Source organism: Streptomyces sp. BB1-1-1, from assembly GCF_031597775.1.
GTDB lineage: Bacteria > Actinomycetota > Actinomycetes > Streptomycetales > Streptomycetaceae > Streptomyces > Streptomyces thinghirensis.
In genome coordinates this window covers 3,821,932-3,845,801 of the sequence record NZ_CP134203.1, presented here as the reverse complement: position 1 = coordinate 3,845,801, position 23,870 = coordinate 3,821,932, and the positions used below count along the sequence as shown (strand labels likewise).

At 72.3% G+C, this 23,870-nt stretch carries 22 protein-coding genes; 9 read left to right on the top strand and 13 right to left on the bottom strand.

The window, feature by feature from the left end; all coding sequences use genetic code 11:
* Positions 1-44 precede the first annotated feature (44 nt).
* Positions 45-2,603: an NACHT domain-containing protein gene (locus tag RI578_RS17655; RefSeq protein ID WP_310871967.1), complete on the bottom strand. Its 2,559-nt coding sequence runs from the start codon at positions 2,601-2,603 to the stop codon at positions 45-47.
* A 9-nt stretch (positions 2,604-2,612) separates the two neighbouring features.
* A complete protein-coding gene (locus RI578_RS17650; protein WP_310871966.1) occupies positions 2,613-5,198 on the bottom strand; it encodes an NACHT domain-containing protein in 2,586 nt (861 codons plus the stop codon).
* A gap of 399 nt (positions 5,199-5,597) precedes the next feature.
* Between RI578_RS17650 and RI578_RS17645 the strand changes: the two genes are divergently transcribed.
* Positions 5,598-6,275 carry a M23 family metallopeptidase gene (locus RI578_RS17645; protein ID WP_310871965.1) on the top strand — a complete coding sequence of 226 codons (678 nt, stop codon included), beginning with the start codon at positions 5,598-5,600 and terminating at the stop codon, positions 6,273-6,275.
* 9 nt (positions 6,276-6,284) lie between these two features.
* On the opposite strand, the gene RI578_RS17640 is transcribed toward RI578_RS17645, so the two are convergent.
* Positions 6,285-6,884 (bottom strand): helix-turn-helix domain-containing protein, encoded by a 600-nt coding sequence (locus RI578_RS17640; protein ID WP_310871964.1) that lies wholly within the window; start codon positions 6,882-6,884, stop codon positions 6,285-6,287.
* Positions 6,885-7,033: 149 nt separating this feature from the next.
* Between RI578_RS17640 and RI578_RS17635 the strand changes: the two genes are divergently transcribed.
* Entirely contained in the window at positions 7,034-8,650 is a 1,617-nt protein-coding gene (locus RI578_RS17635; RefSeq protein WP_310871963.1) for an MDR family MFS transporter, read from the top strand.
* Between the two features lie 68 nt (positions 8,651-8,718).
* Here the strand turns inward: RI578_RS17635 and RI578_RS17630 are convergent, their stop codons facing one another.
* A complete protein-coding gene (locus RI578_RS17630; protein WP_399060505.1) occupies positions 8,719-9,135 on the bottom strand; it encodes an ATP-binding protein in 417 nt (138 codons plus the stop codon).
* A gap of 95 nt (positions 9,136-9,230) precedes the next feature.
* Here RI578_RS17630 and RI578_RS17625 point away from each other — a divergent pair, with 95 nt between their 5' ends.
* Together RI578_RS17625 and RI578_RS17620 are read left to right on the top strand one after the other, a co-directional pair.
* The gene (locus tag RI578_RS17625) at positions 9,231-10,079 is read left to right on the top strand and encodes a helix-turn-helix transcriptional regulator (RefSeq protein ID WP_310871962.1); all 849 of its coding nucleotides are present in this window, start codon (positions 9,231-9,233) and stop codon (positions 10,077-10,079) included.
* A complete protein-coding gene (locus RI578_RS17620) occupies positions 10,039-10,308 on the top strand; it encodes a DUF397 domain-containing protein (RefSeq protein ID WP_310871961.1) in 270 nt (89 codons plus the stop codon). The genes RI578_RS17625 and RI578_RS17620 overlap by 41 nt, the downstream gene beginning before the upstream one ends.
* Positions 10,309-10,325: 17 nt before the next feature.
* On the opposite strand, the gene RI578_RS17615 is transcribed toward RI578_RS17620, so the two are convergent.
* A complete protein-coding gene (locus tag RI578_RS17615) occupies positions 10,326-10,799 on the bottom strand; it encodes a hypothetical protein (protein ID WP_310871960.1) in 474 nt (157 codons plus the stop codon).
* A gap of 81 nt (positions 10,800-10,880) precedes the next feature.
* Between RI578_RS17615 and RI578_RS17610 the strand changes: the two genes are divergently transcribed.
* On the top strand, positions 10,881-11,291 hold the full coding sequence (locus RI578_RS17610) for a helix-turn-helix transcriptional regulator (RefSeq protein WP_107478775.1): 411 nt from the start codon (positions 10,881-10,883) through the stop codon (positions 11,289-11,291).
* Between the two features lie 73 nt (positions 11,292-11,364).
* The gene (locus RI578_RS17605) at positions 11,365-11,811 is read left to right on the top strand and encodes a VOC family protein (RefSeq protein ID WP_310871959.1); all 447 of its coding nucleotides are present in this window, start codon (positions 11,365-11,367) and stop codon (positions 11,809-11,811) included.
* A 30-nt stretch (positions 11,812-11,841) separates the two neighbouring features.
* On the opposite strand, the gene cseC is transcribed toward RI578_RS17605, so the two are convergent.
* The 5 genes from cseC to RI578_RS17580 all read right to left on the bottom strand — a co-directional run bounded on the left by cseC (position 11,842) and on the right by RI578_RS17580 (position 16,512).
* Positions 11,842-13,197 carry a two-component system sensor histidine kinase CseC gene (gene cseC / locus RI578_RS17600; RefSeq protein ID WP_310871958.1) on the bottom strand — a complete coding sequence of 452 codons (1,356 nt, stop codon included), beginning with the start codon at positions 13,195-13,197 and terminating at the stop codon, positions 11,842-11,844.
* A gap of 24 nt (positions 13,198-13,221) precedes the next feature.
* The gene (gene cseB, locus RI578_RS17595) at positions 13,222-13,926 is read right to left on the bottom strand and encodes a two-component system response regulator CseB (RefSeq protein WP_210964507.1); all 705 of its coding nucleotides are present in this window, start codon (positions 13,924-13,926) and stop codon (positions 13,222-13,224) included.
* Between the two features lie 164 nt (positions 13,927-14,090).
* Positions 14,091-14,771, bottom strand: coding sequence for a hypothetical protein (locus RI578_RS17590; RefSeq protein WP_383555309.1), 681 nt, complete (start codon positions 14,769-14,771; stop codon positions 14,091-14,093).
* Positions 14,759-15,292 (bottom strand): SigE family RNA polymerase sigma factor, encoded by a 534-nt coding sequence (locus RI578_RS17585; RefSeq protein WP_121748386.1) that lies wholly within the window; start codon positions 15,290-15,292, stop codon positions 14,759-14,761. Before RI578_RS17585 ends, RI578_RS17590 begins: the two co-directional genes overlap by 13 nt.
* A gap of 251 nt (positions 15,293-15,543) precedes the next feature.
* Positions 15,544-16,512, bottom strand: coding sequence for an A/G-specific adenine glycosylase (locus RI578_RS17580; RefSeq protein ID WP_310871956.1), 969 nt, complete (start codon positions 16,510-16,512; stop codon positions 15,544-15,546).
* A 118-nt stretch (positions 16,513-16,630) separates the two neighbouring features.
* On the opposite strand from RI578_RS17580, the gene RI578_RS17575 reads away from it, so the two are divergent.
* A complete protein-coding gene (locus RI578_RS17575; RefSeq protein ID WP_310871955.1) occupies positions 16,631-18,325 on the top strand; it encodes a histidine kinase in 1,695 nt (564 codons plus the stop codon).
* Positions 18,322-18,993, top strand: a complete 672-nt coding sequence (locus RI578_RS17570; RefSeq protein ID WP_121748388.1) for a response regulator transcription factor — start codon at positions 18,322-18,324, stop codon at positions 18,991-18,993. The genes RI578_RS17575 and RI578_RS17570 overlap by 4 nt, the downstream gene beginning before the upstream one ends.
* A gap of 13 nt (positions 18,994-19,006) precedes the next feature.
* Here RI578_RS17570 and RI578_RS17565 read toward each other — a convergent pair whose 3' ends face one another.
* Positions 19,007-19,687 carry a phosphatase PAP2 family protein gene (locus RI578_RS17565; RefSeq protein WP_310871954.1) on the bottom strand — a complete coding sequence of 227 codons (681 nt, stop codon included), beginning with the start codon at positions 19,685-19,687 and terminating at the stop codon, positions 19,007-19,009.
* 174 nt (positions 19,688-19,861) lie between these two features.
* Here RI578_RS17565 and RI578_RS17560 point away from each other — a divergent pair, with 174 nt between their 5' ends.
* The gene (locus RI578_RS17560) at positions 19,862-20,710 is read left to right on the top strand and encodes a hypothetical protein (RefSeq protein WP_310871953.1); all 849 of its coding nucleotides are present in this window, start codon (positions 19,862-19,864) and stop codon (positions 20,708-20,710) included.
* A gap of 87 nt (positions 20,711-20,797) precedes the next feature.
* Here the strand turns inward: RI578_RS17560 and disA are convergent, their stop codons facing one another.
* Both disA and radA read right to left on the bottom strand, forming a co-directional pair.
* Positions 20,798-21,922: a DNA integrity scanning diadenylate cyclase DisA gene (gene disA / locus RI578_RS17555; RefSeq protein ID WP_121748391.1), complete on the bottom strand. Its 1,125-nt coding sequence runs from the start codon at positions 21,920-21,922 to the stop codon at positions 20,798-20,800.
* A gap of 81 nt (positions 21,923-22,003) precedes the next feature.
* Complete coding sequence (radA, locus tag RI578_RS17550; RefSeq protein ID WP_121748392.1) at positions 22,004-23,413, bottom strand: DNA repair protein RadA; 1,410 nt, start codon at positions 23,411-23,413, stop codon at positions 22,004-22,006.
* Positions 23,414-23,870 lie beyond the last annotated feature (457 nt).

The following is a 23,870-nucleotide window of genomic DNA, read 5'->3' as shown; positions in this document are numbered from 1 at the left end:
ACGATTGGGTTACTGAGTAGTAGTCACCTGGCCCGAGCCCGGCCTCACGCCGTGATCTGCACCCCGTTCGGCACGTTCCGCACCCGCGGCAGGCGGGGGTTGACCCGCAGCACCCGCAGCCGGGGGAAGCCGGACAGCCAGGAGACGTCCGTGTCGGGCAGCTCCGCGTTGAGCCAGAGGTGGGTCAGCTGATCGGGGGCCAGGCCCGCCAGCAGTTCCTCGGCGCGCATCACGCCGGCCACCTGGATGCGCGGGCGCCCGCCGAGTTCGCGCAGCGCCGCCAGTTCGGTGGTGTCGGCGACGGGGAAGTAGAGGCCGTCCGGGTCCAGGTGGGCGATGATCTCGTGGGCGTACCGCTCGGTGTCGAAGTGCCGCCAGCCCCGCGCGAGTTCGGTGCGGACCGGCAGGGCGGAGCGGGAGCGGAGGCGGACCAGGTAGTCGATGGCGGCGTCGTCCTGGACGCGGGTGGCGGTGATGGCGAGCAGCAGCGCCTGCCGGTCGTCGGGGACCTGCCCCGGGTCGGGCAGCAGCTCCAGGACGATGGGGCCGACCCAGCCCAGCCCGCGGGCGGCCGGCTCGGTGGTGGGGCGCACCAGGTTCTTCGTACGGTCGTGGACGAGCCGCTGGACGGCCGGGTCGAGTTCGGTGACGTGCTCCAGACAGGCCGCGGCCACCAGCCGGCGGTGGTTGATCTGCGGGCGGCGCAGTCCGGGCGCCGCCGCGAGCAGCCGCTCCAGGAACTGGGAGCACTCCTCGGGACGGGCGTGCGCGGCGGCCATGCGGATGACCTCCTCCCACTCGGACTGGTGGGCGTGGTCCACCAGCGTGGGGAACCGTCCGCGCGCCACGATCTCCTTGGCGGCCAGATAGTCCTGGAAGGTGCGGTGGACGAAGTCGACCGACTCGCCCGACCGTTCGCGCAGCAGGCCGGTGCGGTGCAGCAGATGGCGGAAGATCTTCGCGCCGTCCCCCTGCGCACGGGCGGCGGGCATGGCGGGCAGCGCGGCGTCCAGGATGCCGACCGCCCGCTCGCGCGTCAGCTCGGAGGCGTCCTCCTCCAGCATCGCGTGGGCCAGCTTCTGCAGCAGCCGTTCCCGGGTGCTCTGCTGGAGCCGCACGTCGTCGGCGTACAGCACGTCCCGTTCGGGGTCGCGGCGCTGCAGCAGCATCTCCAGGGCGGCGTCGTAGAGCTCCTTGCGGCCGCTGGGGAGGGAGCCGGCGCGGTCCCGGTTCAGGGCGCATATCAGGCCGCACATCAGGGGGTTGGTGGCGAGCTGGCGCAGCTCGCGGTAGATCCGTACGGAGTGCAGCAGCCGCTGCTCGTACTCGTCCAGTGCGCCGAGCTCCCGCGGCCCGGTCGAGCGGCTCTGCTCGTCCAGCCGGGCCGCCGAGTGCCAGTCCCGGATGAACCGGGTCACCTGGTCCCGCGACATCGGCGCGAGGGACAGCTCGACGAAGTCCTCCTCGGCCAGCCCGCCTCCCGAGAGCCAGCCGTCCGACACGGCGGAGGGCCGGGAGGTGACCAGGCAGGCGTTGCCGGAGAAGACGCGCAGCAGCCGGCGGAGCCGGTCGCGCAGCTCGCCGCGCGTCTTCTCCGGGGCTTCGTCGATGCCGTCGACCAGCAGCAGGGCGCGGCCCGCGAGCAGGGTGCGCACCACCCACCCCTCCGGCGCCCGGTCGGCCAGCGGGTGCCGGACCGCGTGCAGGAAGTCGTCCGGTGCCGGAAAGCCCTCGCGGGCGAAGCGGCGTACGGGCAGGACGAAGGGGACCCGGGAGCCCTGGCGGGCGGCGGCCACGGCCAGCCACTGGACCAGCGTGGTCTTGCCGGAGCCCGCGCCGCCGCGCAGCAGGACGCGTTCGTGGTCCTCCAGGGCGCGGTCCGCGAGCAGCACGGTGCGCTGCTCGTCCTCCGCGCCGCCCACGCCGCCGCTGCGCTCCTCCGCCTCCAGGCTCAGGTAGGTCTCCTCCAGCGGCCAACGGTCCGGGGCGTTGGGGAAGTCCACGCCGACGATGGTCAGCCAGCCGTGCCGCCGGGCCACCCACTGGGCGTACTCGGCCTCGAACGCCGCGTCCTCCTCGGACCGTTCGGGCTGCCGGGCCGCCGCCTCCGCGTCGCCCAGGTCGACGAGCTGGGCGATCCGGCCGGCCCGCCCCGCCAGGTTGCGCTGGAGATAGGGGGAGCGGCGCACCAGGTGGTGCAGGACGTGCAGGCACACGGACACCAGCAGCGCGTCGTGGAACCAGGCGGCGTCCGGCGACAGTTCCCGGTCCGCGCCCTGCACCGCGCCCCGCAGCCGCCGCGCGTAGTCCTGCGGGCCGAGCCGTACGGCGTCGGCGTCGGTGATGTCGACCTCGGCGATCGCGAGCAGGGTGCGGGCCAGGACGTCGACGACCGGGGCCAGTTCGGCGGTGGGCGCGGCGTGCCGCTCGGCGGCGAGGTGGACCAGGTCGGCGGCGGTGCGGTGGACGTCGTCCGCGCGGCCCTGCCAGGAGGTGAGCGCGGGAACCGGTTCGGGGGTGGCGGGTGGCCGGCCGGGGACGCGGAAGAGTCTGCTGACGAGGGGTGCGGCCATGCCGGAGGGGAGTCTGACGACGGATTCCATGGATGCGGGTTACCCCTGGTGGTCGTGGGACGGGGACAGGGCCGGGTACCGGAGCCGCACTCCGGCCGGGACCTGCCGGGTCCAGGTCTCGTCCGGGCCCGTGAACAGTGAGACGGTCTCCAGGCGGGGGAAGGCCGACAGCCAGGTCAGTCCCTCGACCGGGTGCGGGGCCTCCAGGGAGAGATGGGTGAGGCACTCGGCGACGACGAGTTCGGTCAGGTCCTCCACCCGGTAGGCGCCCCGGACGAAGATGTGCTCCCATCCGCCCAGCGAGCGCAAGGCGCGCAGGTCGTCGGCCGTGGATACGTCCACCATCTCCTGCCGCGGCAGGTGGGCGAGGATCTCCCGCGCGTACTGGTCCCGGTCGAAGCGGTGCCAGGCCGCGGCCAAGACGGTCTGGACGACCGGCCCCGGATGTTCCCGGAAACCCGTCAGGAAGTGCAGCGCGGCATCGCTGCCCACTTGCACGGCCGCACTGACCACCCACGCGGCAACGACGTGGCTGACCTCCTCCGGCCCTGGCAGCAGCGTCAGCACCAGATCACCCGCGGCCTCGGCCACCTCCCGCGCCTCGTCGTAGCCGTTCGGCGGGATGTGCGCCGCCAGCCGCTCCTCCACCCGCTTGCGCACGCCCGGCTCCACCTCCGCCGCGTAGCGGAGCCCGGCGGCGGCCACGAGGTCGGTGCGCAGCGTGCCCCGGTCCGTCAGTCGGCGCAGCATGTGCTCCGCCTCCCTGGGCCGGGCGTGGGCGAGGGCGAGCAGGATCACGTCCTGCCAGGTGTCGTTGTCCGCCTGGTTGACCAGCAGGTCGAAGTCCATCTCCTGTACCGCCAGCCGGGCGCCCAGGTAGTCCTGGAAGGTGCGGTGGAGGAAGTCGACCCTGCCCTCGGCGGGCTCGCGCAACAGACCCGAGCGCAGCAGCAGGGTGTGATACACCTCCCGCGCACCGGCGCCGTCCAGGCTCAGCGCGGGCAGCGCCCGGTCCACGATGCCGAGCGCCTCGTCCAGGTCCATCTCCGACCGGCCGTTACGGATCAGCCACCAGGCCAGCTTCTGCAGCAGCTGTACCTGGACCGCGTACGGCAGCCGCGTCCCGTCGGGCGCGTGCAGTTCGCGTTCCCGGTCCCGGCGCTCCAGGAGCATGGTCAGGGCCGCCTCGTACAGGGACCTGCGGTCCTGGGGCAGGAAGCCGCGCCGGTCGCGGTGCAGGGCGCAGAGCATGCCGCACATAAGGGGGTTGGTGGCCAGGCCGTTCAGCTCGGAGGTGGTCCGCACGGACCGCAGCAGCGCCTCGCCGACCGACTCGTCGGCGTCGGCCGCGCGGTGCCAGCGCCTTACGAACGTGTCGACCTCCGCCCGCCCCATCGGGGCGAGGCCGAGTTCGTGGAAGCCTTCCGCGGCCAGCCAGTCCGCCGGTACGGCCGAGGGGCGGGAGGTGACCAGCCACAGGTTGCCCGGGAAGGCCCGTACCAGCTCCCGCAGCCAGCGCCGGGCGGCGGCGCGGCGGTCGCCGGTGATCTCGTCGATGCCGTCCACCAGCAGCACCCCGCGCCGGGCCCGCAGCACGCGCTCGGCCCACCCCGGCGGCTGTTCCCCGGCGACGGGCGCGCCCATCGCTCGCAGGAAGTCGCCGGGAAAGGGCAGCTCGGCCCCCGGCCGGACGATCCGGCGCATCGGCAGCACGAAGGGCACCCGCCCGATGAGGTGGGTGAGCCCGTGGTCGTAGGCACGGCTCGCCGCCGTCACTGCGAGCCACTGCACGAGGGTCGTCTTCCCGGAGCCGGCGGCGCCGCGCAGGAACACCTGGTCGTGCCCGGCGAGCACCTGCTCGGCGGCCATGGCCGGGTGCGCCCCCTCCCGGCGGCCGTCCGGCGCGGCCTGCGCCCGGGTCGCCGCGAGGCTCAGGTACGCCGTGTCCAGCGGCCACTCACGGGTGCCGGCGTCCAGCCCGTAGATGGTGAGCGTGCCGTACCGGTCGGCGATGTGGTCCGCGTAACGCTCCTCGAAGCCGGCGTCCTCGGCCGACTGGGACGGCAGGCGTTCCAGGAGTACGTCGACGGCCTGGACCAGCCGGGCCAGTTGCTGGGTCTGGACGGTCTGCTGGCGGGCGACGTAGGTGGAGCGCTGGGTGAGGAAGTTCAGGATGTGCAGCGAGGCGGTGTGCAGCAGCCGCTCGTACAGCAGCAGGCCGCCCTCGCCCAGGCCGTACGGGGACAGCGGCACGTTCGTACGCAGCTCGCGGGCGAAGCGGTCCGGCCCGAGTCCGACGGCCTCGTAGTCCTCGACGGTGATCTCGCCGAGCCGGGCGAGGGTGCGGGCCAGGGCGTCCTTGACGGCCGTCGCCTCGGCGGCGTCGACGGGCCGCTCCCGCGGGCCGGCCGCCGCGAGCGCCCTGCGGACCAGCTCTGCGGCGACCTTGTCGACGTCCCTGGGCGTGACGCTCCGCTTCTCGCTCCGGAAGGACACCAGCGCCGATATCCGCACCGGCCGGTCGACGAGCCCGGCCCCCGGCCCGTCCCGGACGAAGAGTCTGCGGACGAGTGGAGCGACCGCGCTGGACGCGACACGGGCCCCGAGTGCTGTGACGTCGACCATGTTCCGAGCCTAGGTGAACGCCCTTGAGAGGGGGGCGGGTTAGCCGGTACGGGAGTAGCCCCCGTCACATTCACCGGCCCGTCGATCATGGCCGCCGGTGACATGCCGCACAGGCGATCCGGCCTGTACTACGAGGAATAGTGGACGCCGCAAGAACTACGAAAACGGACACATCGGACCAGAGTGGTGGTCGGTTTCCGGGGCTCTGAGCTGGTTTTGTCCAGAATGAGGGCTCTGTCGAGACTCGTGAAGTTTCGTGCTGAAGTACTAAATAGCGTCGTAGGTCACACCTTTGTGCGGTTCGGGCCCGCCGGGTTACCAAGGTGGAGCCCGCCCGACGAGCGCCCTGTGCGTCCCGCCGGAGGGGCTTTCCTCTGCACCCGTCCCCATGAGGTTCGAATGTTCCCGCGTGTCACGTCCTGTTCTTCCCGTACGACCATCCGCACCCGCGCCGCGGTGATGGCCGCAGGCCTCGGAGCCTCGGTCGCACTGGGAGCCGGGGTCGCGGCCGCCACCGGCACCACGGCGGCTTCCAGCACCTCCACCGCCGCGAGCGCCGTCGAGGCCCAGGCCGCGGCGCAGGCCAAGGCGGCGAAGGCCGAGAAGGCCGGCGCGAAGACCGTCGCCGCCAAGAAGACGGCCACCAAGAAGAAGGCCGCCTCCTGGGTGGACCCGGTCAAGAAGTACAAGCTGACCGCGAGCTTCGCCCAGAACGGCGGCATGTGGGCCTCCAAGCACAGCGGCCAGGACTTCGCCGTGCCGATCGGCACCAACGTCGTCGCCGCGCACGGCGGCACCGTCGTCAAGGCCGGTGGCAACGGCGCCGGTGACGGCCCCGCCTACGGCAACGCGATCGTGATCAAGCACGGCAACGGCACGTACTCCCAGTACGCGCACCTGTCCAAGATCAACGTGAAGGCCGGCCAGATCGTGAAGACCGGCCAGTCCATCGCCAAGTCCGGCAACACCGGCAACTCCAGCGGCCCGCACCTGCACTTCGAGATCCGTACGACCCCGAACTACGGCTCGGCCGTCGACCCGGTCTCCTTCCTGCGGTCCAAGGGCGTGACCGTCTGAGGAGCAGGGCTACGCGCCTGACGAGCCCCGGTGCGCCTGGGTGACCAGATCGGTGGCGACCTCGAGAACAGCCGCGCGCTGTTCCTCGGGGTCGCCTTCGAGGTCCTTCAGGACGAACATCCCGGCGTGCAGCGTGAACAGCGCACTGACACAGCGGACCTGGTCGACCAGGTCCGCTTCCGGGTCGATGAGGCTGTCGCGCAGGCCGAGCATGCGGGTCTTGAACATCTCGCCGATGCGCAGGTCCCGCACCGTCGCCTGGTTCTCCTGCATGAAGCGGAACAGCGGTGCCGCGCCCGCCAGCGCCTCGCTGTAGCGGCGGATGATCTCCTGCTTGGTCTCCAGGGTGTGCGGCTGCTCACGCGCCCACGCGATCAGGTCCTCCATGGGCCGTGAGAGGTCCTCGAAGATGCTGACGAGGATCTCTTCCTTGGTCTTGAAGTGGTAGTAGAGCGCGGCCTTGGTGACGTCCAGGCTCTCGGCGATCTCGCGCAGCGAGGTCTTCTCGTACCCCTGCTCGGCGAAGAGTTCGAGTGCCACGTCCTGGATGCGCTGGCGGGTGTTCCCGCGGCGTCGCTGCTGCTTGGTGCCGTCCATCGTGCCGCCCATCCTCCTACGCACTTCCTGCTCCGCGCACTTTCCGAAAAACTTACTTGACGACCGGCTAGTTACGCGTCTACCTTCCCGAGTGTAGTCAACTTGCCGGGCGGCAAGTAAGTAGGCGAGCGGAACAGCGGGCAGCTGGGGGAGTGGGAGCGATGGCGGACACACCAGGAGCAGGCGTGGACGCGCCGGGAGTACAAGCCGGCGAGGCCGGCGGCAAGCAGCCGAGGAGCGTACGGGTCGTCCTGCTCGCGCTCATGATCGCGATGATGCTCGCGATGCTCGACAACATGATCATCGGCACCGCGATGCCGACGATCGTGGGCGAGCTGGGCGGCCTGGAGCACCTCTCCTGGGTCGTCACCGCCTACACCCTCGCGACCGCGGCCTCCACCCCGCTCTGGGGCAAGCTCGGCGACATGTACGGGCGCAAGGGCGTCTTCATGACGTCGATCGTGATCTTCCTGATCGGCTCGGTGCTCAGCGGCATGGCCCAGGACATGGGCCAGCTCATCGGCTTCCGCACCGTCCAGGGCCTCGGCGCCGGCGGTCTGATGGTGGGCGTCATGGCCATCATCGGCGACCTGATACCGCCGCGGGAGCGCGGTAAGTACCAGGGCATGATGGCCGGCGTCATGGCGCTGGCGATGATCGGCGGACCGCTGGTCGGCGGCACCATCACCGACCACTGGGGCTGGCGCTGGTCCTTCTACATCAACATCCCGCTCGGCGCGGTCGCGCTGGTCGCCGTCAGCGCCGTACTGCACCTGCCGAAGAAGCGCAGCCAGGCGCGCATCGACTACCTGGGCGCCGCGCTGCTGACCGTCGGCATCACCGCCATCGTGCTCGTCACCACCTGGGGCGGCACCGAGTACGCCTGGACCTCCGCGCGGATCATGGAACTGATCGGCATCGGCGTCGCCGCGCTGGTCGGGTTCGTGTTCTGGCAGACCCGGGCCGCCGAGCCGATCATGCCGCTGCACATCTTCCGCAGCCGCAACTTCACGCTGATGTCCCTCATCGGCTTCATCGTCGGCTTCGTGATGTTCGGCGCCACCCTCTTCCTGCCGCTGTACCAGCAGGCGGTGCAGGGCGCGTCCGCCACCAACTCCGGGCTGCTGCTCCTGCCGATGCTGGGCGCGATGCTCGTCACGTCGATCGTCTCCGGGCGGGTCACCACCAGCACCGGGCGCTACAAGATCTTCCCGGTGGTGGGCGGCGCCCTGATGACCCTCGGCCTGTACCTGCTCTCGCTCATGGACACCGACACCAGCCGCTTCACCTCCGGGGTGTACATGGCCGTCGTCGGTCTCGGCATGGGCTGCCTGATGCAGATCACCATGCTGGTGGCGCAGAACAGCGTGGAGATGAAGGACATGGGCGTCGCGTCCTCCTCCGCCACCCTCTTCCGAACCCTCGGCTCCTCCTTCGGCGTAGCGATCATGGGCGCCCTGTTCAACCACCGGGTGCAGGACGTCATGGCGGAGAAGGCCCCGGCGGGAGCCAAGGTGACCGAGCAGTCGGCGACGCTGACCGCGGACGCGCTGGAGAAGTTGCCGACGATGACCCGCGAGGCCTACCAGCAGGCGGTGTCCTCCGGCACCCACGGCGCGTTCCTGCTCGGCGCCCTGGTGGCGGTGGTCGCCCTGGTCGCGGCGGTCTTCGTCAAGGAGGTCCCGCTGAAGGGGACGGGCCCGAAGACGGCCGACGCCCCGGCCGACGGCGACGGCGACACCGCCGCGGCGAAGGCACCGGTGACCGAAGCGGTGTGAGTCCCCGCTCCGCCTGCGACAGGGCCTCCGGGTGGTTCGGTCACCCGGAGGCCTTCGTCGTGGGCCGGTCAGTCACGGCCGCACTCGAACCACACCGTCTTGCCCTGCCCGTCGGCATACGGCGTGACACCCCACCGGTCGGCCACCGCCGCGACGATCACGAGCCCGCGCCCACCGTCGCTCAGCGTGTCGGCAACCGCCGGAACGGGCAGTCCCGGGCAGCTGTCGGCGACCTCCACGCGCACTCCGCCGGGGTACAGCAGGAAGCACACCCGGCAACGGCGGCCGGGCACGTGCCGTACGACGTTGGCGACCAGCTCCGTGAGCGCCAGCTCGGCGGCGTCGGCCACGTCCCGCAGGCCCGAGCGGACGAGGTACAGCCGCAGCACGCGGCGCAGATGACGGGCCGAGTGCGCGCCCATGGCGAACTCGGCGTGGTACTGGCTCTCGACGTCCGCCGCCTGCGGACCGGTTGCGTGATTCACACCACAAGGCTGCGACGCGCTGCGTACGCTCGACTACGCACAGGAACGAACGCCGTGAGGTGTTGCCGTCCGCAGTCCCGGAGAGAGGTGCCGCAGTGGCCAACATCCAGTCCCTCGACCCGACCGCTTCCCCCCTCGACTACTACGGCTGGGAACTGCGCCGCCAGCGCGAGGCGCACGGCCTCCGGCAGGGCCAGCTCGGCGAGATCATCTTCTGCACCGGGTCACTGGTCGGCCAGATCGAGACGACGAAGAAGGTCCCGACGCGGGACTTCTCCGAGCGGGTGGACGCCGCGCTGGGCACGGACGGTTTGTTCTCCCGGCTGATCGGGCTGGTGCTGCGCAGCCAACTCCCCACGTGGTTTCAGCCGTACGCGGAGATGGAGGCGAAGGCGGCGTACATCTCGACGTATCAGGCGCAGTTGGTCTACGGGCTGTTGCAGACGGAGGAGTATGCGCGGGCGGTGCTCGCCACCGGCATGCCGGACGACTTGGAAGGCCTGGTGGCCGCCCGGATGGAACGCCAGCGCATTCTGGAGCGTGAACAGCCGCCGCTGGCCTGGGTGGTGCTGGACGAGGCGGTACTGCACCGGCCGATCGGCGGCCCCGAGGTCATGCGGCGGCAACTGGCCCGGCTGTTGGAGTTCGCCGGTCACCGGTGGATGCATGTGCAGGTGCTGCCGAACGAGGCGGGGGCTCACGCGAGTCTGGACGGGGCGTTCACCACCATGCGCTTCGACGACAACCCGGACATCATCTACACGGAGGACCTCATCTCCGGCCACATGACGGCAAATTCCGAGACCATCAGGGAAGCCGCTCTCCGTTACGCTCGCTTGCAGGCTGCCGCCCTCTCCGTGGAGGATTCGGCGGAACTGATCATGCGGGTGATGGAGGAACGCTATGGACACGGCTCCCAGCCAGAGGAACAGCCAGTGGCGTAAGTCCAGTTACAGCGGAAGTACCGGCGGCGAATGCATCGAGTGCACCGTCACCGGCGGCGCCGCCTGGCGCACCTCCTCGTACAGCGGAAACACCGGAGGTGACTGCGTCGAGGTCGCCGACAACTGCCCCACCGGCGCCGTCCCCGTGCGCGACAGCAAGAACCCGTCCGGCCCGGTCGTCACCGTCGGGGCCGGTGCCTGGCAGGCGTTCGTCGGCGGTCTGCGCTAGCGCCGCCGCCGCGTCCGTCACTCCTCCAGGGCGGCCTGCCGGGCGAGGAACTCCTCGAACGCCGCCTTCTGCTTCGGGTCCATGAAGCCCTGGCGGACGTTGCGGGCCTGCTCCTCCAGCCAGTGGGCCTCGGCCGGTTCCAGCAGCTCGGCGACCACCAGGCCGTCACGCGCGACCGCCGTGCGCCCTCCCACGCGGCGGCGGTAGAGCGTGAAGGCGCCGTACTCCGCCGGATGAGCCAGCTCCGGCTCCTCCTTCTCCTCCGGCGCGGCCCGGTCGGCGGCGACCCTCGGCGGGTAGGCGGCGGGAGCCCAGTGCTCCCACAGAGCCAGCGTCGCCGCGGGCACGAGCACCGCGTGTTCCGAAGGCCGGCCTCCCTCCCACACGAACGTGACCGTGATCGGCTCACCGACGGCCTCGGCCAACCCGAGCACCCGCTCCACCTCGTCGTTGACCGGGTAACTCACCTCTGCGTCGATCCGTATCCCCATGGCGCCCAAGCCTACGGACGGCCTCTGACACCGCCCGTGCCTCCACCGGCCGCTGTCAGTGGCCCGTGCCACCATCGGCGTATGGACAAGCTGCGGCAGTTGCGGCTGGCGAAGGACGCCATGGACCGGGACTGGGCCGACCCGGCGCTCGATCTCGACGCCGTGGCCGCGCACGCCGGGTACTCCCGGTATCACTTCCTGCGCGCCTTCAAGGAGGCGTACGGCGAGACACCGGGCCAGTACCTCACCCGCCGCCGTATCGAGCGCGCCGAGGACATGCTGCGCACCGCCAACCTGTCCGTGACCGAGATCTGCCACCTGGTCGGCTTCAGCAGCCTGGGCACCTTCTCCACCCGGTTCAAGGCGTGGACCGGACTGACCCCGAGCGAGTACCGGACGAAGCACGTGGGCCGGGGCACCGCCCTCATACCCGGCTGCTACGTCATGCACTGGGCCGGCGGAGTGCGGCGCAATTCCGGAGAAGCGGACTGAGACCCCCGCTGCCTACCGTGGCAGGGCAAGCGGGAACGGCCGCCGAGGCAGCGCGAACAAACAGGAGCACGCCATGATCAAGGGTCTCGCCATCTCGACCGTCTGGGTCCTCGACCAGGACCGGGCCAGGAAGTTCTATACCGAGAAGCTGGGCCTGGAGGTCCGCACCGACATGACCATGGGCGAGGGCGGCATGCGCTGGCTGACCGTCGGCTCCCCGAACCAGCCCGACGTCGAACTGACGCTGATGGTCCCGTCCGGACCCTCGATGGACCCCGAGTCCGCCGAGATGATCAAGAAGCTGGTCGCCAAGGGCGCACTCGGGGCCGGCGTGCTGACCACCGACGACATCCACGGCGACTACAAGAAGCTCAAGGACCGCGGGGTCGAGTTCCTCCAGGAGCCGCAGGAGCGCCCGTACGGCACGGAGGCCCTCTTCCGCGACGACTCCGGCAACTGGTTCTCCTTCACCCAGCCCCGCGAGGGCGGCCTCGACATGGACCAGGACTTCGCCTGCTGAGTGGCTGAGTGGCTGAGCAGCCGAGCGGGGCTAGGACCGGCCCGGGGAGCCGCTGTGGGCCCGGTCCGGCAGCATCGGGTAGCTCCCGGTGTTCGTCGGCGCGTGCTCCGGCAGCCACAGCACGGCGACCGCGCCCTCGGCCGGTACGTGCTCCGGGGCGCCGGCGGGCCGTACGTTGCGGAAGGTGAGCCGGGCGCCCAGTACCCGCGCCTGACCGGCCGCGATGGTCAGGCCCAGCCCGTGCCCGCGGCCCGCCCGGTCCGTGCTGCCGGTGCGGAAGCGGCTCGGGCCCTCGGCGAGGAGGGCCTCGGGGAAGCCCGGCCCGTGGTCGCGGACCCGGATCACCCGGCCCTCGACGCTGACCTCGACGGGGGGCCGGCCGTGCCGGGCCGCGTTGGCGAGCAGGTTGATCAGCACGCGTTCCAGGCGTCGCGGGTCGGTGGTGACCTCCGATTCGTGGATCACCCGCACCTCCACGTCCGGGTCCTTGGCCGCCACCCGCCGGGACACGAAGTCGCCCAGCATGATGTCCTGCAGCTCGGCCCGCTCCGAGGCCCCGTCGAGCCGGGCCACCTCCAGGACGTCCTCGACCAGCGTCCGCATCGCCTTCGCGCGGTCGAGGACCAGCTCGGTCGGGCGGCCCGGCGGCAGCAGTTCGGCGGCGGTGAGCAGGCCGGTCACCGGGGTGCGCAGCTCGTGCGCGATGTCCGCGGTGACCCGGCGCTCGGCATCCAGCCGCTTCTGCAAGGCGTCCGCCATCGCGTCCACGGCGCTCGCGAGGTCGTCGGTCTCGTCCCGGACGACCCCGCCGATGGCGTCCCGCACGCGGACGTCCGGCTCGCCGTTGGCGACCTGGTGCGCGGCGGCGGCGGCCTTGCGCAGCCGGCGCGACAGCTGGCCGCCGATGAGCACGCCGAGCGCGCTGCCGCCGAGGACGACCGCGATGGACCCGATGACCAGGGCCTGGTCGAGGTCCTTGAGGATGTCCGCGCTGCGGTCGGTGAACCCGGAGTGCAGGGACATCACGTGCCCGTCCTTGAGCGGCACGGCGGCCCAAATGTCCGTCACCCCGTCGGCCCGCTCGGCGACGTACGTCGCCCGCCGCCCGTTCTCGACCTTGCGGCGCAGCTCCGCGGGCAGCTCGGGGTCGTCGATCTTGGCGTTCGGGAAGTTCTGCCGTCCGGACAGCTCGTAGTTGCGCTGGGCGATCAGGACCCGGTCGTCCGCGAGGTCACGCGCGTTGTCCAGCATCGACACCCGGGCCGCGTTGTGCACGACCAGGCTCAGCGCCACCGCCACCAGCGCGCCGACCAGCGCGATGGCAGCGCTGAGCTTCCAGCGCAGCCCGGTACGGATGCTCAGCCTCGTACGGAAGAACCCCCGCATGTCCCTGTATCCCCGAATCCCCGCTCAGGCCTTCAGCTTGTAGCCGAAGCCGCGGACCGTCTCGATACGGTCCTGGCCGATCTTGGTGCGCAGTCGCTGCACATGGACGTCGACGACGCGGGTGTCACCGCCCCAGCCGTAGTCCCACACGCGCTCCAGGAGCTTGTCGCGCGAGAGCACCGTGCCCGGCGCGGAGGAGAACTCCAGCAGCAGCCGCATCTCGGTAGGGGTGAGCGCCACCGGCCGCCCGGCCCGGCGCACCTCCATGCCGTCGGTGTCGACCTCCAGCTCGCCGAAGGCGAGCACGCCCCCGGTGTCGGCGGCGGCACCCGCGTCCCCGCGGTCGCCGCCGCCCGCGTGCCCGAAGCGGCGCAGCACCGCGCGGATCCGGGCGACCAGCACGGCCCCGTCGAACGGCTTGGTGACGTAGTCGTCGGCGCCGGCCTCCAGCCCCAGTACGACGTCGATGGAGTCCGCCCGCGCGGACAGCATGATCACCGGCACGGTGGACTCGTCCCGGATGCGGCGGCACAGGCTCACGCCGTCCAGACCGGGGACCATGACGTCGAGGAGCGCGATGTCGGGGCGGTCGGCCCGGAACGCCTCCAGGCCCGACAGCCCGTCGGGCATCGCGGTGACCGCGAAGCCGTCCCGCTCCAGGGCGAGCTGGGTGGCCTCGCGGATGACGTCGTCGTCCTCGACGAACAGGACGTGGGTCTGGTCTGCCATCCGGGTGCTCTCAGTCCTCGTGTGCGGTCACTCGGTAGACGCGGGGGGCGTGCGCCGCGTTCATTTCTCCGCCGGGGTTCACGTCCCCGCCGGTCTTCATGTCTCCATCGGTCCGGGCGGCCCGATCGGTTCACGCGGGTCGGCCGGTTCTCTCACCGTGCGCGTCAGCTGTCCGGTTCCGGGGCCGGGGTCGGCACGTTCCCGGCGGCGTTGCTGTAGTCGTTGTGGGTGCGGAACTCCTCGTCGAACCGGCCCGAGGCCCAGCGGTACGTGATCACGTTCTCGCCGGACGGACTGGACACCGGGTCGCCCTTCTCGTACACCTGCTTGGTCACCACCAGGTCGCCGCGGTCGATCTCCGCGTAGACCGGCGGCTCCTCGGCCTTGAACACATTCTGGTACGCGCCGTCCTCCTCGCGGTACACGTAACTGCCCACACCGACCGCGTCACCGCACGTCAGCACGTTGACGACGACGTCCTCGGCCGATCCCGACCCTCCGGTCAGCTCCCCGTACGACACGTCGACGGGATACTCGTCGGCGACGCACGGCTTCAGCTCGCGCTTGACCTCGGCGGAGACCTTGGGGTCGGCCTTGACGAGCCGGACCGCGTCCACCCGGTCGGGAGCCTTGGAGGGGGAGGTCGTGGGCGAGGAGGAGGCGGCGCCCGCCACCGCGTCCGCGTGGGCCGGCCCCTCGTCACGGGCGCCGGTGCCGCCCGCGCCGCAGCCGGAGAGGGAAAGGCCGAGGGCGACGAGCACGACCACCGCCGTACTCGCCGCCTGCGTACCCTGCGTACTCCTCCGGGTATCCCCGGGTGATCGACCGACGGTCAGGCCGCGCAACGCTCCCGCTCCTCACGCTCCAGCGCCCGTGCGTCCAGATCGCGGGCGACCAGCTCCTCACGGAGCCGGGCGAGCGCCCGGTGCAGCGTGCTCTTGACCGTTCCCGCCGACATGCCGAGGGCGGCGGCGGTCTCCTCCGTGGACATCTGCTCCCAGTGTCGCAGCACCACGACACTGCGCTGCTTCGGGGCGAGCACCTTCATGACGTCCATCAGCAGGGCGCGGTCCGCGTGCTGCTCGGTGGAGTCGTCCACGCACGACTCCGGGAGCTGCTCGGTCGGCACTTCCTCCAGCTTCCGCGCCCGCCACCACTCGGTACGCGTGTTGATCATCACCCGGCGCAGGTAGGCGTCCGCCAGCCGCTTGTCCTCGATGGTCTCCCAGCGGCGGTACGTGCGCACCAGCGCGGTCTGCAGCAGGTCCTGGGCGTCCACGGGATCCGGGACCAGGCGCCGGGCGCTGCGCAGCAGCGCGTCCTGCCGGGTCCGGACGTACTCCTCGAACTCGAGCACCTCGCCCATGTCAACCGCCTTCCGATCCGTAGCCCTGCTGTGCCTGCGGGGCACGGAAACGAAGTTAGGGAAGCGTTGTCACGGCGCTGTGCGAGGCAGCCTGCGGGGGGCCCTCGGCTGTCCGTCGGTTGTGTAACGGAAGGAGGAACCGGCTGGAACGACAGACCACTTGGGGTGGGTAATGACCGATTCACCCGCTATGTGACTTGTCACGAAAGTCCCCGCCACGGCTGTGCTCACCGCTGCGCTCCGGCCGTACGTCAGCTCAGCGGCAGCCGGTACAGCCCGTCCGCCAGCGGCTCCACCAGACCGTCGGCGACGAGGCCGTCCAGGGCCCGTGCGCGCTGGACCGGTTCGTGCCAGACCTGGTCGAGGGCCGCCTGCGGCACCGGCCCGTGCGCCTCCCGCAGCACCGCGAGCAGCCGGCCGCGCACCTGCCGGTCGGTACCCGCGTACGTCTGGCCGCGCCGTGGCGGCCCGTCGTGCGCGGGCTTGCCGGCCAGCCGCCAGGCGCACCGGTCCGAGATCGGGCAGCGGTGGCACGACTCGTTCTTCGCCGTGCAGACGAGCGCGCCCAGCTCCATGGAGGCGGCGGCCCAGCGGGCGGCGCTCGCCTCGTCCTCCGGCAGCAGCGCCCGCGCCAGCTTCCGCTCGGCGGCGGTGGTGGCGTTCGGCGGGTACTGCGCACCGGTGACCGCCCGGGCGAACACCCGGCGGACGTTGGTGTCCAGTACGGCGTGCCGCTGGCCGTAGGCGAAGGAGGCGACCGCGGCGGCCGTGTACTCGCCGATGCCGGGCAGCGCCAGCAGCTGGGCGTGGTCCGCCGGTACGTCGCCGCCGTGCCGTTCCGTTATGGCCGCGGCGGCGCCGTGCAGGCGCAGGGCGCGACGCGGGTAGCCGAGCCGGCCCCAGGCGCGGACGGCCTCGCCGGGCGCCTCCGCGGCGAGGTCGGCGGGGCGCGGCCAGCGGGCCAGCCACTGCTCGTAGACGGGCAGGACACGGCTCACCGGCGTCTGCTGGAGCATGAACTCACTGACCATCACGCCCCACGCGCCGGCCTCCGGGCGCCGCCACGGCAGATCGCGGGCGTGCTCGTCGAACCAGTCGATGACGGGGGCGTGCAGCGGCACACCGGACGCGGCCCGCTCACCGACCGGGACGGCGGCGGAGGCCGGGGTCGCGGCGGGGTCGGAGGGGCCGTTGTGCGAGGGCTTCGTGGGCGCAGTCATGACCCTCCGATCCTGCCACGGGAGGACCACCGCGCGGGCGCACCGCCACCCGGTATCGGCCACGACCCCTGACGATCGGCAGGGGCGCCGCCCCGCCGCCCGCTTGTAGCGTCGGCCCGTGAACACAACCCGCCCGGCCGACGACGCCGGGGCCGGCGGCGGGCGCGTCGGTGAAGGCGTCGGGCCCGCCCGCCTCGCCGCCCTCGGCAGCGGCGCCCTCCTGTGGGCCGCCCTAGCCCTTCCCGCGGTCACCGCGGACCGGCTCGGGATGAACGAGCCGCGGCCCCTCTGGCAGCAGCTGGCCGGCCTGGGAGTGCTCGCCGTGGCCGTCGCGCTGTCCCGGCGGCAGCCGCTCGCCGCCTTCGCGCTGGCGGCGGGCCTGAGTCTCGCCGCGGCCCCGGCTCTGTTCAGCGTCTCCTACGGCCCCGCCCTCGGCGTCTTCGCCCTGCTGCTCGGCCTGCGCGCGCGGCGGCCGCGCCCCGCGGTGGCCGGCTTCGTCGGTGCCGGTGTCGTCGGCACGGCGCGGATCGCGCTGGTCGGAGTCGACCCGGCGCCCGAGTGGCTGGTCCTGACCGGCACGCTGCTCTTCGGCTGCGTCTTCCCCTGGCTCGGCGGACGCTACTGGCGGCAGAGCCGGGCGCTCGCCGAGGCCGGCTGGCTCAGGGCCGCCCGGCTGGAGGACGAACAGCGGCACGCCGAGGAGCGGGCCAGACTGCGCGAACGGGCCCGGATCGCCCAGGACATGCACGACTCCCTCGGCCACGAACTGAGCCTGCTCGCCCTGCGCGCCGCGGCCCTCCAGGTCGCACCGGGCCTCGCCGCCGACCACCGTGCCGCCGCGGCCGACCTGCGCGTCGCCGCCGCCGACGCCACCGACCACCTGCACCGCATCATCGGCGTACTGCGCGAGGTGTCCGTCGACGACGAACCCGCCCCGCTGGCCCCGGCGGGCGAGAGCGTCGAGGACCTCGTCGCCCGCGCCGCCGAATCGGGACTCCCCGTCCGCTGGGAACCGCGGGACGACACCACCGCCCCGGCCCCGGAGCCCGGCGGCATCACCGAACGCCTGCTGCACCGGGTGGTGCGCGAGGCCCTGACCAACGCGGCCCGGCACGCGCCGGGCGCCCCCGTGGTCGTAGCGGTCACCGGGCAGGCACGCGGCACGACGGTCACCGTCACCAACGGACCGGCCGCCCAGGAGGCGTTCCCTTCGTCGGGCGGTTCGGGCCTGCTCGGGCTGCGCGCCGCCGTCGCCTCGGCCGGCGGCGACTTCGACGCGGGACCGCACGGGGACGGCTTCCGAGTCCGGGCGTACGTCCCCGCCCAGCAGACCCCTGCCCCGGCACCGACCCCGGCACCGACCCCGGCCCCGACCCCCGCCCCGGCCCCCGCCCCTTCGGCGCCCTTCGCCCGCGCCCGCCGCCGCGTCGCCCTCGGCCTGGGCGCCGCCGCCGGTGCGGGCGTCGTCCTGGTCGGCGCCGCCTTCGGCTGGTACGCGTACACCGAGACGCACTCGGTGCTCAGCCCCGCCGCGTACGCGGAACTGCGCCTGGGCACGCCGCACGACGAGGTCGCCCCCGTACTGCCGGACCGCGCGGTCAACGACCCGCCCGTCGAACGCGCCCCCGCGCCCCCGAAGGACGCCGACTGCCGCTACTACCGGTCGAGCGGTGAACTCCTCGTCTCCGTCGACCACTTCCGGCTCTGCTTCGACGAGGAGGGGCGCCTGGCCGCCAAGGACGTCATCCCCCGCGCCGGACCGTCCGGCGAGGGGCGCGAGCCCTACGAGCGACACGAGGAGTCCGCACGGTGATCCGGGTACTGCTGGCCGACGACGAGGCGATGGTGCGGGCCGGCGTGCGCGCCATCCTGGCGAGCGGCGGGGAGAGCGAGGTCGTCGCCGAGGCGGGGGACGGCCGCGAGGCGGTCGAACTGGCCCGTGCCCACCGCCCCGACGTCGCCCTGCTGGACATCCGCATGCCCCGCCTGGACGGACTCGCGGCCGCGCGGGAGATCGTACGGACCGTCCCCGGCACGGCGGTCGCCATGCTGACCACCTTCTCCGAACAGTCTTACGTGGCCCAGGCCCTGGCCGGCGGTGCCACCGGCTTCCTGCTCAAGTCCGGGGACCCCTACGAACTGATGGCGGGCGTACGGGCCGTGGCCGAGGGCGCCGCCTTCCTTTCCCCGAAGGTCGCCCGGTACGTCGTCGAGGACCTCGGCAGGGGCGGTGGCGGCGGCCGGCTCGCCCGCGAGGAACACGCCCGCGCGCGCGTGGCGCGCCTCAGCCCCCGCGAGCGCGAGGTGCTCGGCCTCGTCGGCGCCGGCCTGTCCAACCCGGAGATCGCCGCCCGGCTGCACCTCGTCGAGGGCACGGTGAAGGCGTACGTGAGCGCGGTCCTGGACCGGCTGGAGGTACGCAACCGGGTCCAGGCCGCGATCGTCGCGTACGAGGCGGGACTGGTCGAGACGGACGCCTGAACGCCTACGCGCCTCAGCGCCGCCGGTGCGAGGTGACGTACGCGGTGCCGGTGGCGGTCGCGGTGCCGACGTCGGTGTCGGCGGCCTGGCCCGGCCCGGTCAGCCACCGCACCGCGGGTGCCGACGACGCGCGCATCGCCTCGGCCAGCCGCGTCGCCGGACGCCTGCCCAGGAGTACGGCCGTGGCGGCGACGACGGCGCCGAGCAGCAGCCCGGCGGCGACGTCGTGCGGGTAGTGCACGCCGACGAAAACCCGGGAGAAGGCCATCAGCAGGGCGAGCGGAGCCGTGATCCAGATGACCGCCCGCCGGACCAGGGCCAGGGCGAGGGCGACGGCCGAAGCGCCCGCTATCGTCGCGTGGTTGCTCGGGAAGGACCAGTCACCGGTCGGCGGGCATGCGGCCAGGGACGGCACCGCCTCGGCGACCGCCCGGCACGGACGCTCCTGTGTGAAACCGGACTTGAGCAGCTCACTGCACACATACGCCACAGCCGTGGCCACAGGTGCAAGGACCGCTGTCGCGAACGCGTGCGGGCTGTCGCGGCGCGAGCGCCACCAGGCGACGACGAACAGCGCGCCGAACAACAGGATTCCGGCCTCCGTCCACACCTCCGCCGCGTGCTGGACCCATGTCGGGGTGTCGTGGGCGAAGTCGGTGATGTCGCGGTACAGCTCGTCGTCCTCGAAGGTCATGCTCACGGACGGTAGGCGGCCGGGCGATTCGGTCACACCCTGCGATCGACATGTGCGGCACCTGACGATCGGCAGGGGTCCGGGACGGTCTCCGGAATGATGATCCGTAAAAGTTGCGGGCCTGAACGGCGGGTGGGACAAGGGAACGCGCCGATCTCTCGTACAGTTTGCGCCGTGGGATCTCTGCGCAATCCGGTCGGGCCGCTTCCCTCCTCCATCTACTGGCGACGGAGGGCCGTACTGCTGTCCCTGTTCGCCCTGTTGGCGCTGTTGATCACGTGGATCGTGGTCGCCGGCGGCGGTGGCGGCGGCAATGGCCGCGAGGACGGCGCGAACGGCAAGAATCCGGCGCCCTCGATCACTCCGGGGCCCTCGGGTTCCGGGCCGGCGATCAGTGAGGCGCCGGGTGGGCGTGACGAGTCGGGGAGCGGGGACTCCAGCGGTTCGGGCTCGGGTTCCGGCTCGGGCTCCGGCGGTGACGGGTCCGGTTCCGGCGGCGGTGAGTCCGGTGGCGGCGATGACGGAGCCGGCGGGTCGGGCAGTGCCGGCGGAGGCGGTTCCGCGGGCGGGGCGGCGACCGGTGTCGGCGCGGGTGACGCGCTGCCGGGTGGCTCCGCCTTGCCCAACTGCACCCCGGGCGCGGTGAAGTTGAGCCTGCGCAGTGTCCGCAACAACTACACGCCTGGTCAGACCCCCACCTTCGAACTGACCGCGCGGAACACCTCCGGCAGCGACTGCAAGGTCGATCTCGGCCCGAAGCACGCGGTGTTGACGATCACGCCGGCCGAGGGCGACGACGCCTACTGGTCCTCCGACGACTGCGTCAAGGGCGCGGGGAGTCTGCGGTACCGGGTGGCCGCCGGCAGCGGCATCGCCTACACCGTGAAGTGGGACCGCAAGCCGAGCGCCCCCGAGTGCGGGACGCCCCCGGCGGGGTCGGCCAAGGCGGGGACGTACCTGGTGGAGGCCAAGGCGGCCGGGTTCGAGAAGGTGCGGACGTCGTTCGTGCTGAAGAGCGACTGAGCCCCTGACGAGGCCCGGCGCCGACGCGGCCCCGGCCGCGCCGACTCGTGAGGGACTGCTCGTACGGCACTGCTCGTACGGCAGTCCTCAGACGTACCGCTCCAGGATCGACGACTCCGCCAGCCGCGACAGACCCTCCCGCACGCTGCGCGCCCGCGCCTCGCCGACGCCGTCCACCGTCTGGAGGTCGTCCACGCTGGCGGCGAGCAGCTTCTGCAGGCCGCCGAAGTGCTCCACCAGCCGGTCGATGATCGCGCCGGGCAGCCGCGGAACCTTCGCCAGCAGCCGGAAGCCGCGCGGCGACACCGCCGAGTCCAGGGTCTCCGGAGAGCCGGTGTAGCCCAACGCACGGGCCACCGTGGACAGTTCGAGCAGCTCGGCGTGGCTGAGCTTGTCCAGCTCGGCGAGCGCCTCCTCGACCGTGCGGGAGCGCTTGGCGGTCGGCTCGGGCACGTAGTCCCGCACGACCAGCTCGCGCTCGGGCTCCACGCCGGCGATCAACTCGTCCAGCTGGAGCGCCAGCAGCCGTCCGTCCGTGCCCAGCTCCACCACGTACTCGGCGATCTCGGTCGCGATGCGGCGCACCATCTCCAGCCGCTGCGCGACCGCGGAGACGTCCCGCACCGTCACCAGGTCCTCGATCTCCAGCGCCGACAGCGTGCCCGCGACCTCGTCGAGGCGGAGCTTGTAGCGCTCCAGGGTCGCCAGGGCCTGGTTGGCGCGGGACAGGATCGCCGCGGAGTCCTCCAGCACACGCCGCTGGCCGTCGACGTAGAGCGCGATCAGCCGCATCGACTGCGACACGGAGACGACGGGGAAGCCGACCTGCTTGCTGACCCGGTCCGCCGTACGGTGCCGGGTGCCGGTTTCCTCCGTGGGGATGGTCGGGTCCGGAAGCAGCTGCACGCCGGCCCGCAGGATCTTGGACAGGTCCGAGGACAGCACGATGCCGCCGTCGAGCTTGCACAGCTCGCGCAGCCGGGTCGCGGTGAACTCGACGTCCAGTACGAAACCGCCGGTGCACATCGACTCGACGGTCTTGTCGGAGCCCAGCACCATCAGGCCGCCGGTATTGCCGCGAAGGACCCGTTCCAGGCCGTCCCGAAGGAGCGTGCCGGGCGCCACCGCGCTCAGCGAGGCGCGCATCAGGCCATCGGCACCGGCACTCCCACCGGACTTTCCGGGAGCTGCTGCCCGGTCGTTGGCTGCCACTGCACTCCTCCGGTCGCAGGTTCTTCAGGCGCTCCCCTGTCGCACACTCGGTCGTACGGACGGGCGAGACCAGGGCAAAGTCTACCGGCGGTCCTCGTCCTCCCGTGGGGCCTCTCGCCGACGCGAGCGCGGAAGCACCCGCAGGGCGTCCCCTATGTCCGCGACTTCCAGGACCTTCATACCGTCGGGGACCCTGCCGGGGTCGGTCGGCACCAGGGCGTGCGTGAAGCCCAGGCGGTGCGCCTCGGAGAGCCTGCGCTGCACGCCGGTGACCCGTCTCACCTCACCGGCGAGGCCGACCTCGCCGATCGCGACGAGGTTCTTGGGCAGCGGGGTGTCGCTGGCGGCCGAGGCGAGGGCGAGCGCGACGGCCAGGTCGGCGGCCGGCTCGGAAAGCTTCACACCGCCGACCGTCGCGGAGTAGATGTCCCTTTTGCCCAGGGCGCTGATGCGGCCGCGCTGCTCCAGGACGGCCAGCATCATGGACACGCGGGAGGTCTCCAGACCGGAGGTGGTGCGCCGGGGGGACGGGATCTGGGAGTCGACCGTGAGCGCCTGCACCTCGGCGACCAGCGGGCGGCGGCCCTCCAGGGTGACGGTCAGGCAGGTGCCGGGCACGGGTTCCGCGCGGCGGGTGAGGAAGAGTCCGCTGGGGTCGGTCAGGCCGGTGATGCCCTCGTCGTGCAGCTCGAAGCAGCCGACCTCGTCGGTGGTGCCGTACCGGTTCTTGACGCCGCGGACCAGCCGCAGGCGGGCGTGCCGGTCGCCCTCGAAGTGGAGCACGACGTCCACGAGGTGCTCCAGCAGCCGCGGACCGGCGATGGCCCCGTCCTTCGTGACGTGACCCACCAGCAGGGTGGACATGCCGCGGTCCTTGGAGGCGCGGATCAGCGCGCCCGCCACCTCCCGCACCTGTGCCATGCCGCCGGGGGCGCCGTCGATCTCGGGGGAGGCGACCGTCTGCACGGAGTCCAGGATCAGCAGGGAGGGCTTGACCGCGTCCAGATGCCCCAGCACGGCCGCGAGGTCGGTCTCGGCGGCGAGGTACAGATGGTCGTCGATGGCCTTGATGCGGTCGGCGCGCAGCCGCACCTGGCTCGCCGACTCCTCACCCGTGACATAGAGGGTCTTGTGCTGCTCGCTCGCCGACTTGGCCGCCACGTCCAGCAGCAGGGTGGACTTGCCGACGCCGGGCTCACCCGCGACCAGCACCACGGCGCCGGGCACCAGTCCGCCGCCGAGCACCCGGTCCAGCTCGGGCACGCCGGTCGAGCGGGCGGTCGCCTGACGGCCGTCGACCTGGCCGATGGGCAGCGCGGAGGTGGTGACACGCCCCGGCGTCGTCGTACGGACCGCGGGCGCGCCGTACTCCTCGACCGTGCCCCAGGCCTGGCACTCGGGGCAGCGGCCGAGCCACTTGGCCGTCTGCCAGCCGCACTCGGTGCAGCGGTAGGACGGCCGTTCCTTGGTGGACTTCGCACGGGCAGCCATGCACGAACCGTAACCGCCCCCACTGACAACCCGTGCCGCGACGAAGCGGCCACGCACGCGACGGCCCGCAGCCGGACGGCGGAGCGGGACGACGACCGCCCCCGGCGACGCGGACCGGTGGCCGCGTACGGCGAGAAGGGGACGTGTCGGGGGGTGTCCGCCCGCAGCGGTTGGCGCGTCCGCGCCGTCGCTTCTGTGGCCGACCGATTCCGCGCCGTTCCGAGGACGGACACCCCCCGGCGCGGCCCCGACCCACACACAACGCACCGCGCTACCGGCACCCCACCCCTCCCGCACAGGCCGCCGCAGGCATCGCACCCGCACCCCGAACGGACCACCCGGCACCCCGAACCGGCCACGGAACCACAGCTTCCTGTCCCCTTATGAGGGATCGTTTCACCCGTACGGATTAAAAGGGCCCAATGCGCCAGTTCGCGCCACCCATAGCCCCCTACGG

Excerpts from the sequence above, each read along its gene's own strand:
- RI578_RS17640 (WP_310871964.1), bottom strand. The coding sequence starts at position 6,884 with ATGGGCGGCACGATGGACGGCACCAAGCAGCAGCGACGCCGCGGGAAC.
- radA (WP_121748392.1), bottom strand. The coding sequence starts at position 23,413 with ATGGCTGCCCGTGCGAAGTCCACCAAGGAACGGCCGTCCTACCGCTGC.
- cseB (WP_210964507.1), bottom strand. The coding sequence starts at position 13,926 with ATGGCAGACCAGACCCACGTCCTGTTCGTCGAGGACGACGACGTCATC.
- cseC (WP_310871958.1), bottom strand. The coding sequence starts at position 13,197 with ATGCGGGGGTTCTTCCGTACGAGGCTGAGCATCCGTACCGGGCTGCGC.
- RI578_RS17635 (WP_310871963.1), top strand. The coding sequence starts at position 7,034 with ATGGCGGACACACCAGGAGCAGGCGTGGACGCGCCGGGAGTACAAGCC.
- RI578_RS17585 (WP_121748386.1), bottom strand. The coding sequence starts at position 15,292 with ATGGGCGAGGTGCTCGAGTTCGAGGAGTACGTCCGGACCCGGCAGGAC.
- RI578_RS17620 (WP_310871961.1), top strand. The coding sequence starts at position 10,039 with ATGGACACGGCTCCCAGCCAGAGGAACAGCCAGTGGCGTAAGTCCAGT.
- RI578_RS17565 (WP_310871954.1), bottom strand. The coding sequence starts at position 19,687 with ATGACCTTCGAGGACGACGAGCTGTACCGCGACATCACCGACTTCGCC.
- RI578_RS17580 (WP_310871956.1), bottom strand. The coding sequence starts at position 16,512 with ATGACTGCGCCCACGAAGCCCTCGCACAACGGCCCCTCCGACCCCGCC.
- RI578_RS17615 (WP_310871960.1), bottom strand. The coding sequence starts at position 10,799 with ATGGGGATACGGATCGACGCAGAGGTGAGTTACCCGGTCAACGACGAG.
- RI578_RS17605 (WP_310871959.1), top strand. The coding sequence starts at position 11,365 with ATGATCAAGGGTCTCGCCATCTCGACCGTCTGGGTCCTCGACCAGGAC.
- RI578_RS17610 (WP_107478775.1), top strand. The coding sequence starts at position 10,881 with ATGGACAAGCTGCGGCAGTTGCGGCTGGCGAAGGACGCCATGGACCGG.
- RI578_RS17650 (WP_310871966.1), bottom strand. The coding sequence starts at position 5,198 with ATGGTCGACGTCACAGCACTCGGGGCCCGTGTCGCGTCCAGCGCGGTC.
- RI578_RS17645 (WP_310871965.1), top strand. The coding sequence starts at position 5,598 with ATGTTCCCGCGTGTCACGTCCTGTTCTTCCCGTACGACCATCCGCACC.
- RI578_RS17655 (WP_310871967.1), bottom strand. The coding sequence starts at position 2,603 with ATGGAATCCGTCGTCAGACTCCCCTCCGGCATGGCCGCACCCCTCGTC.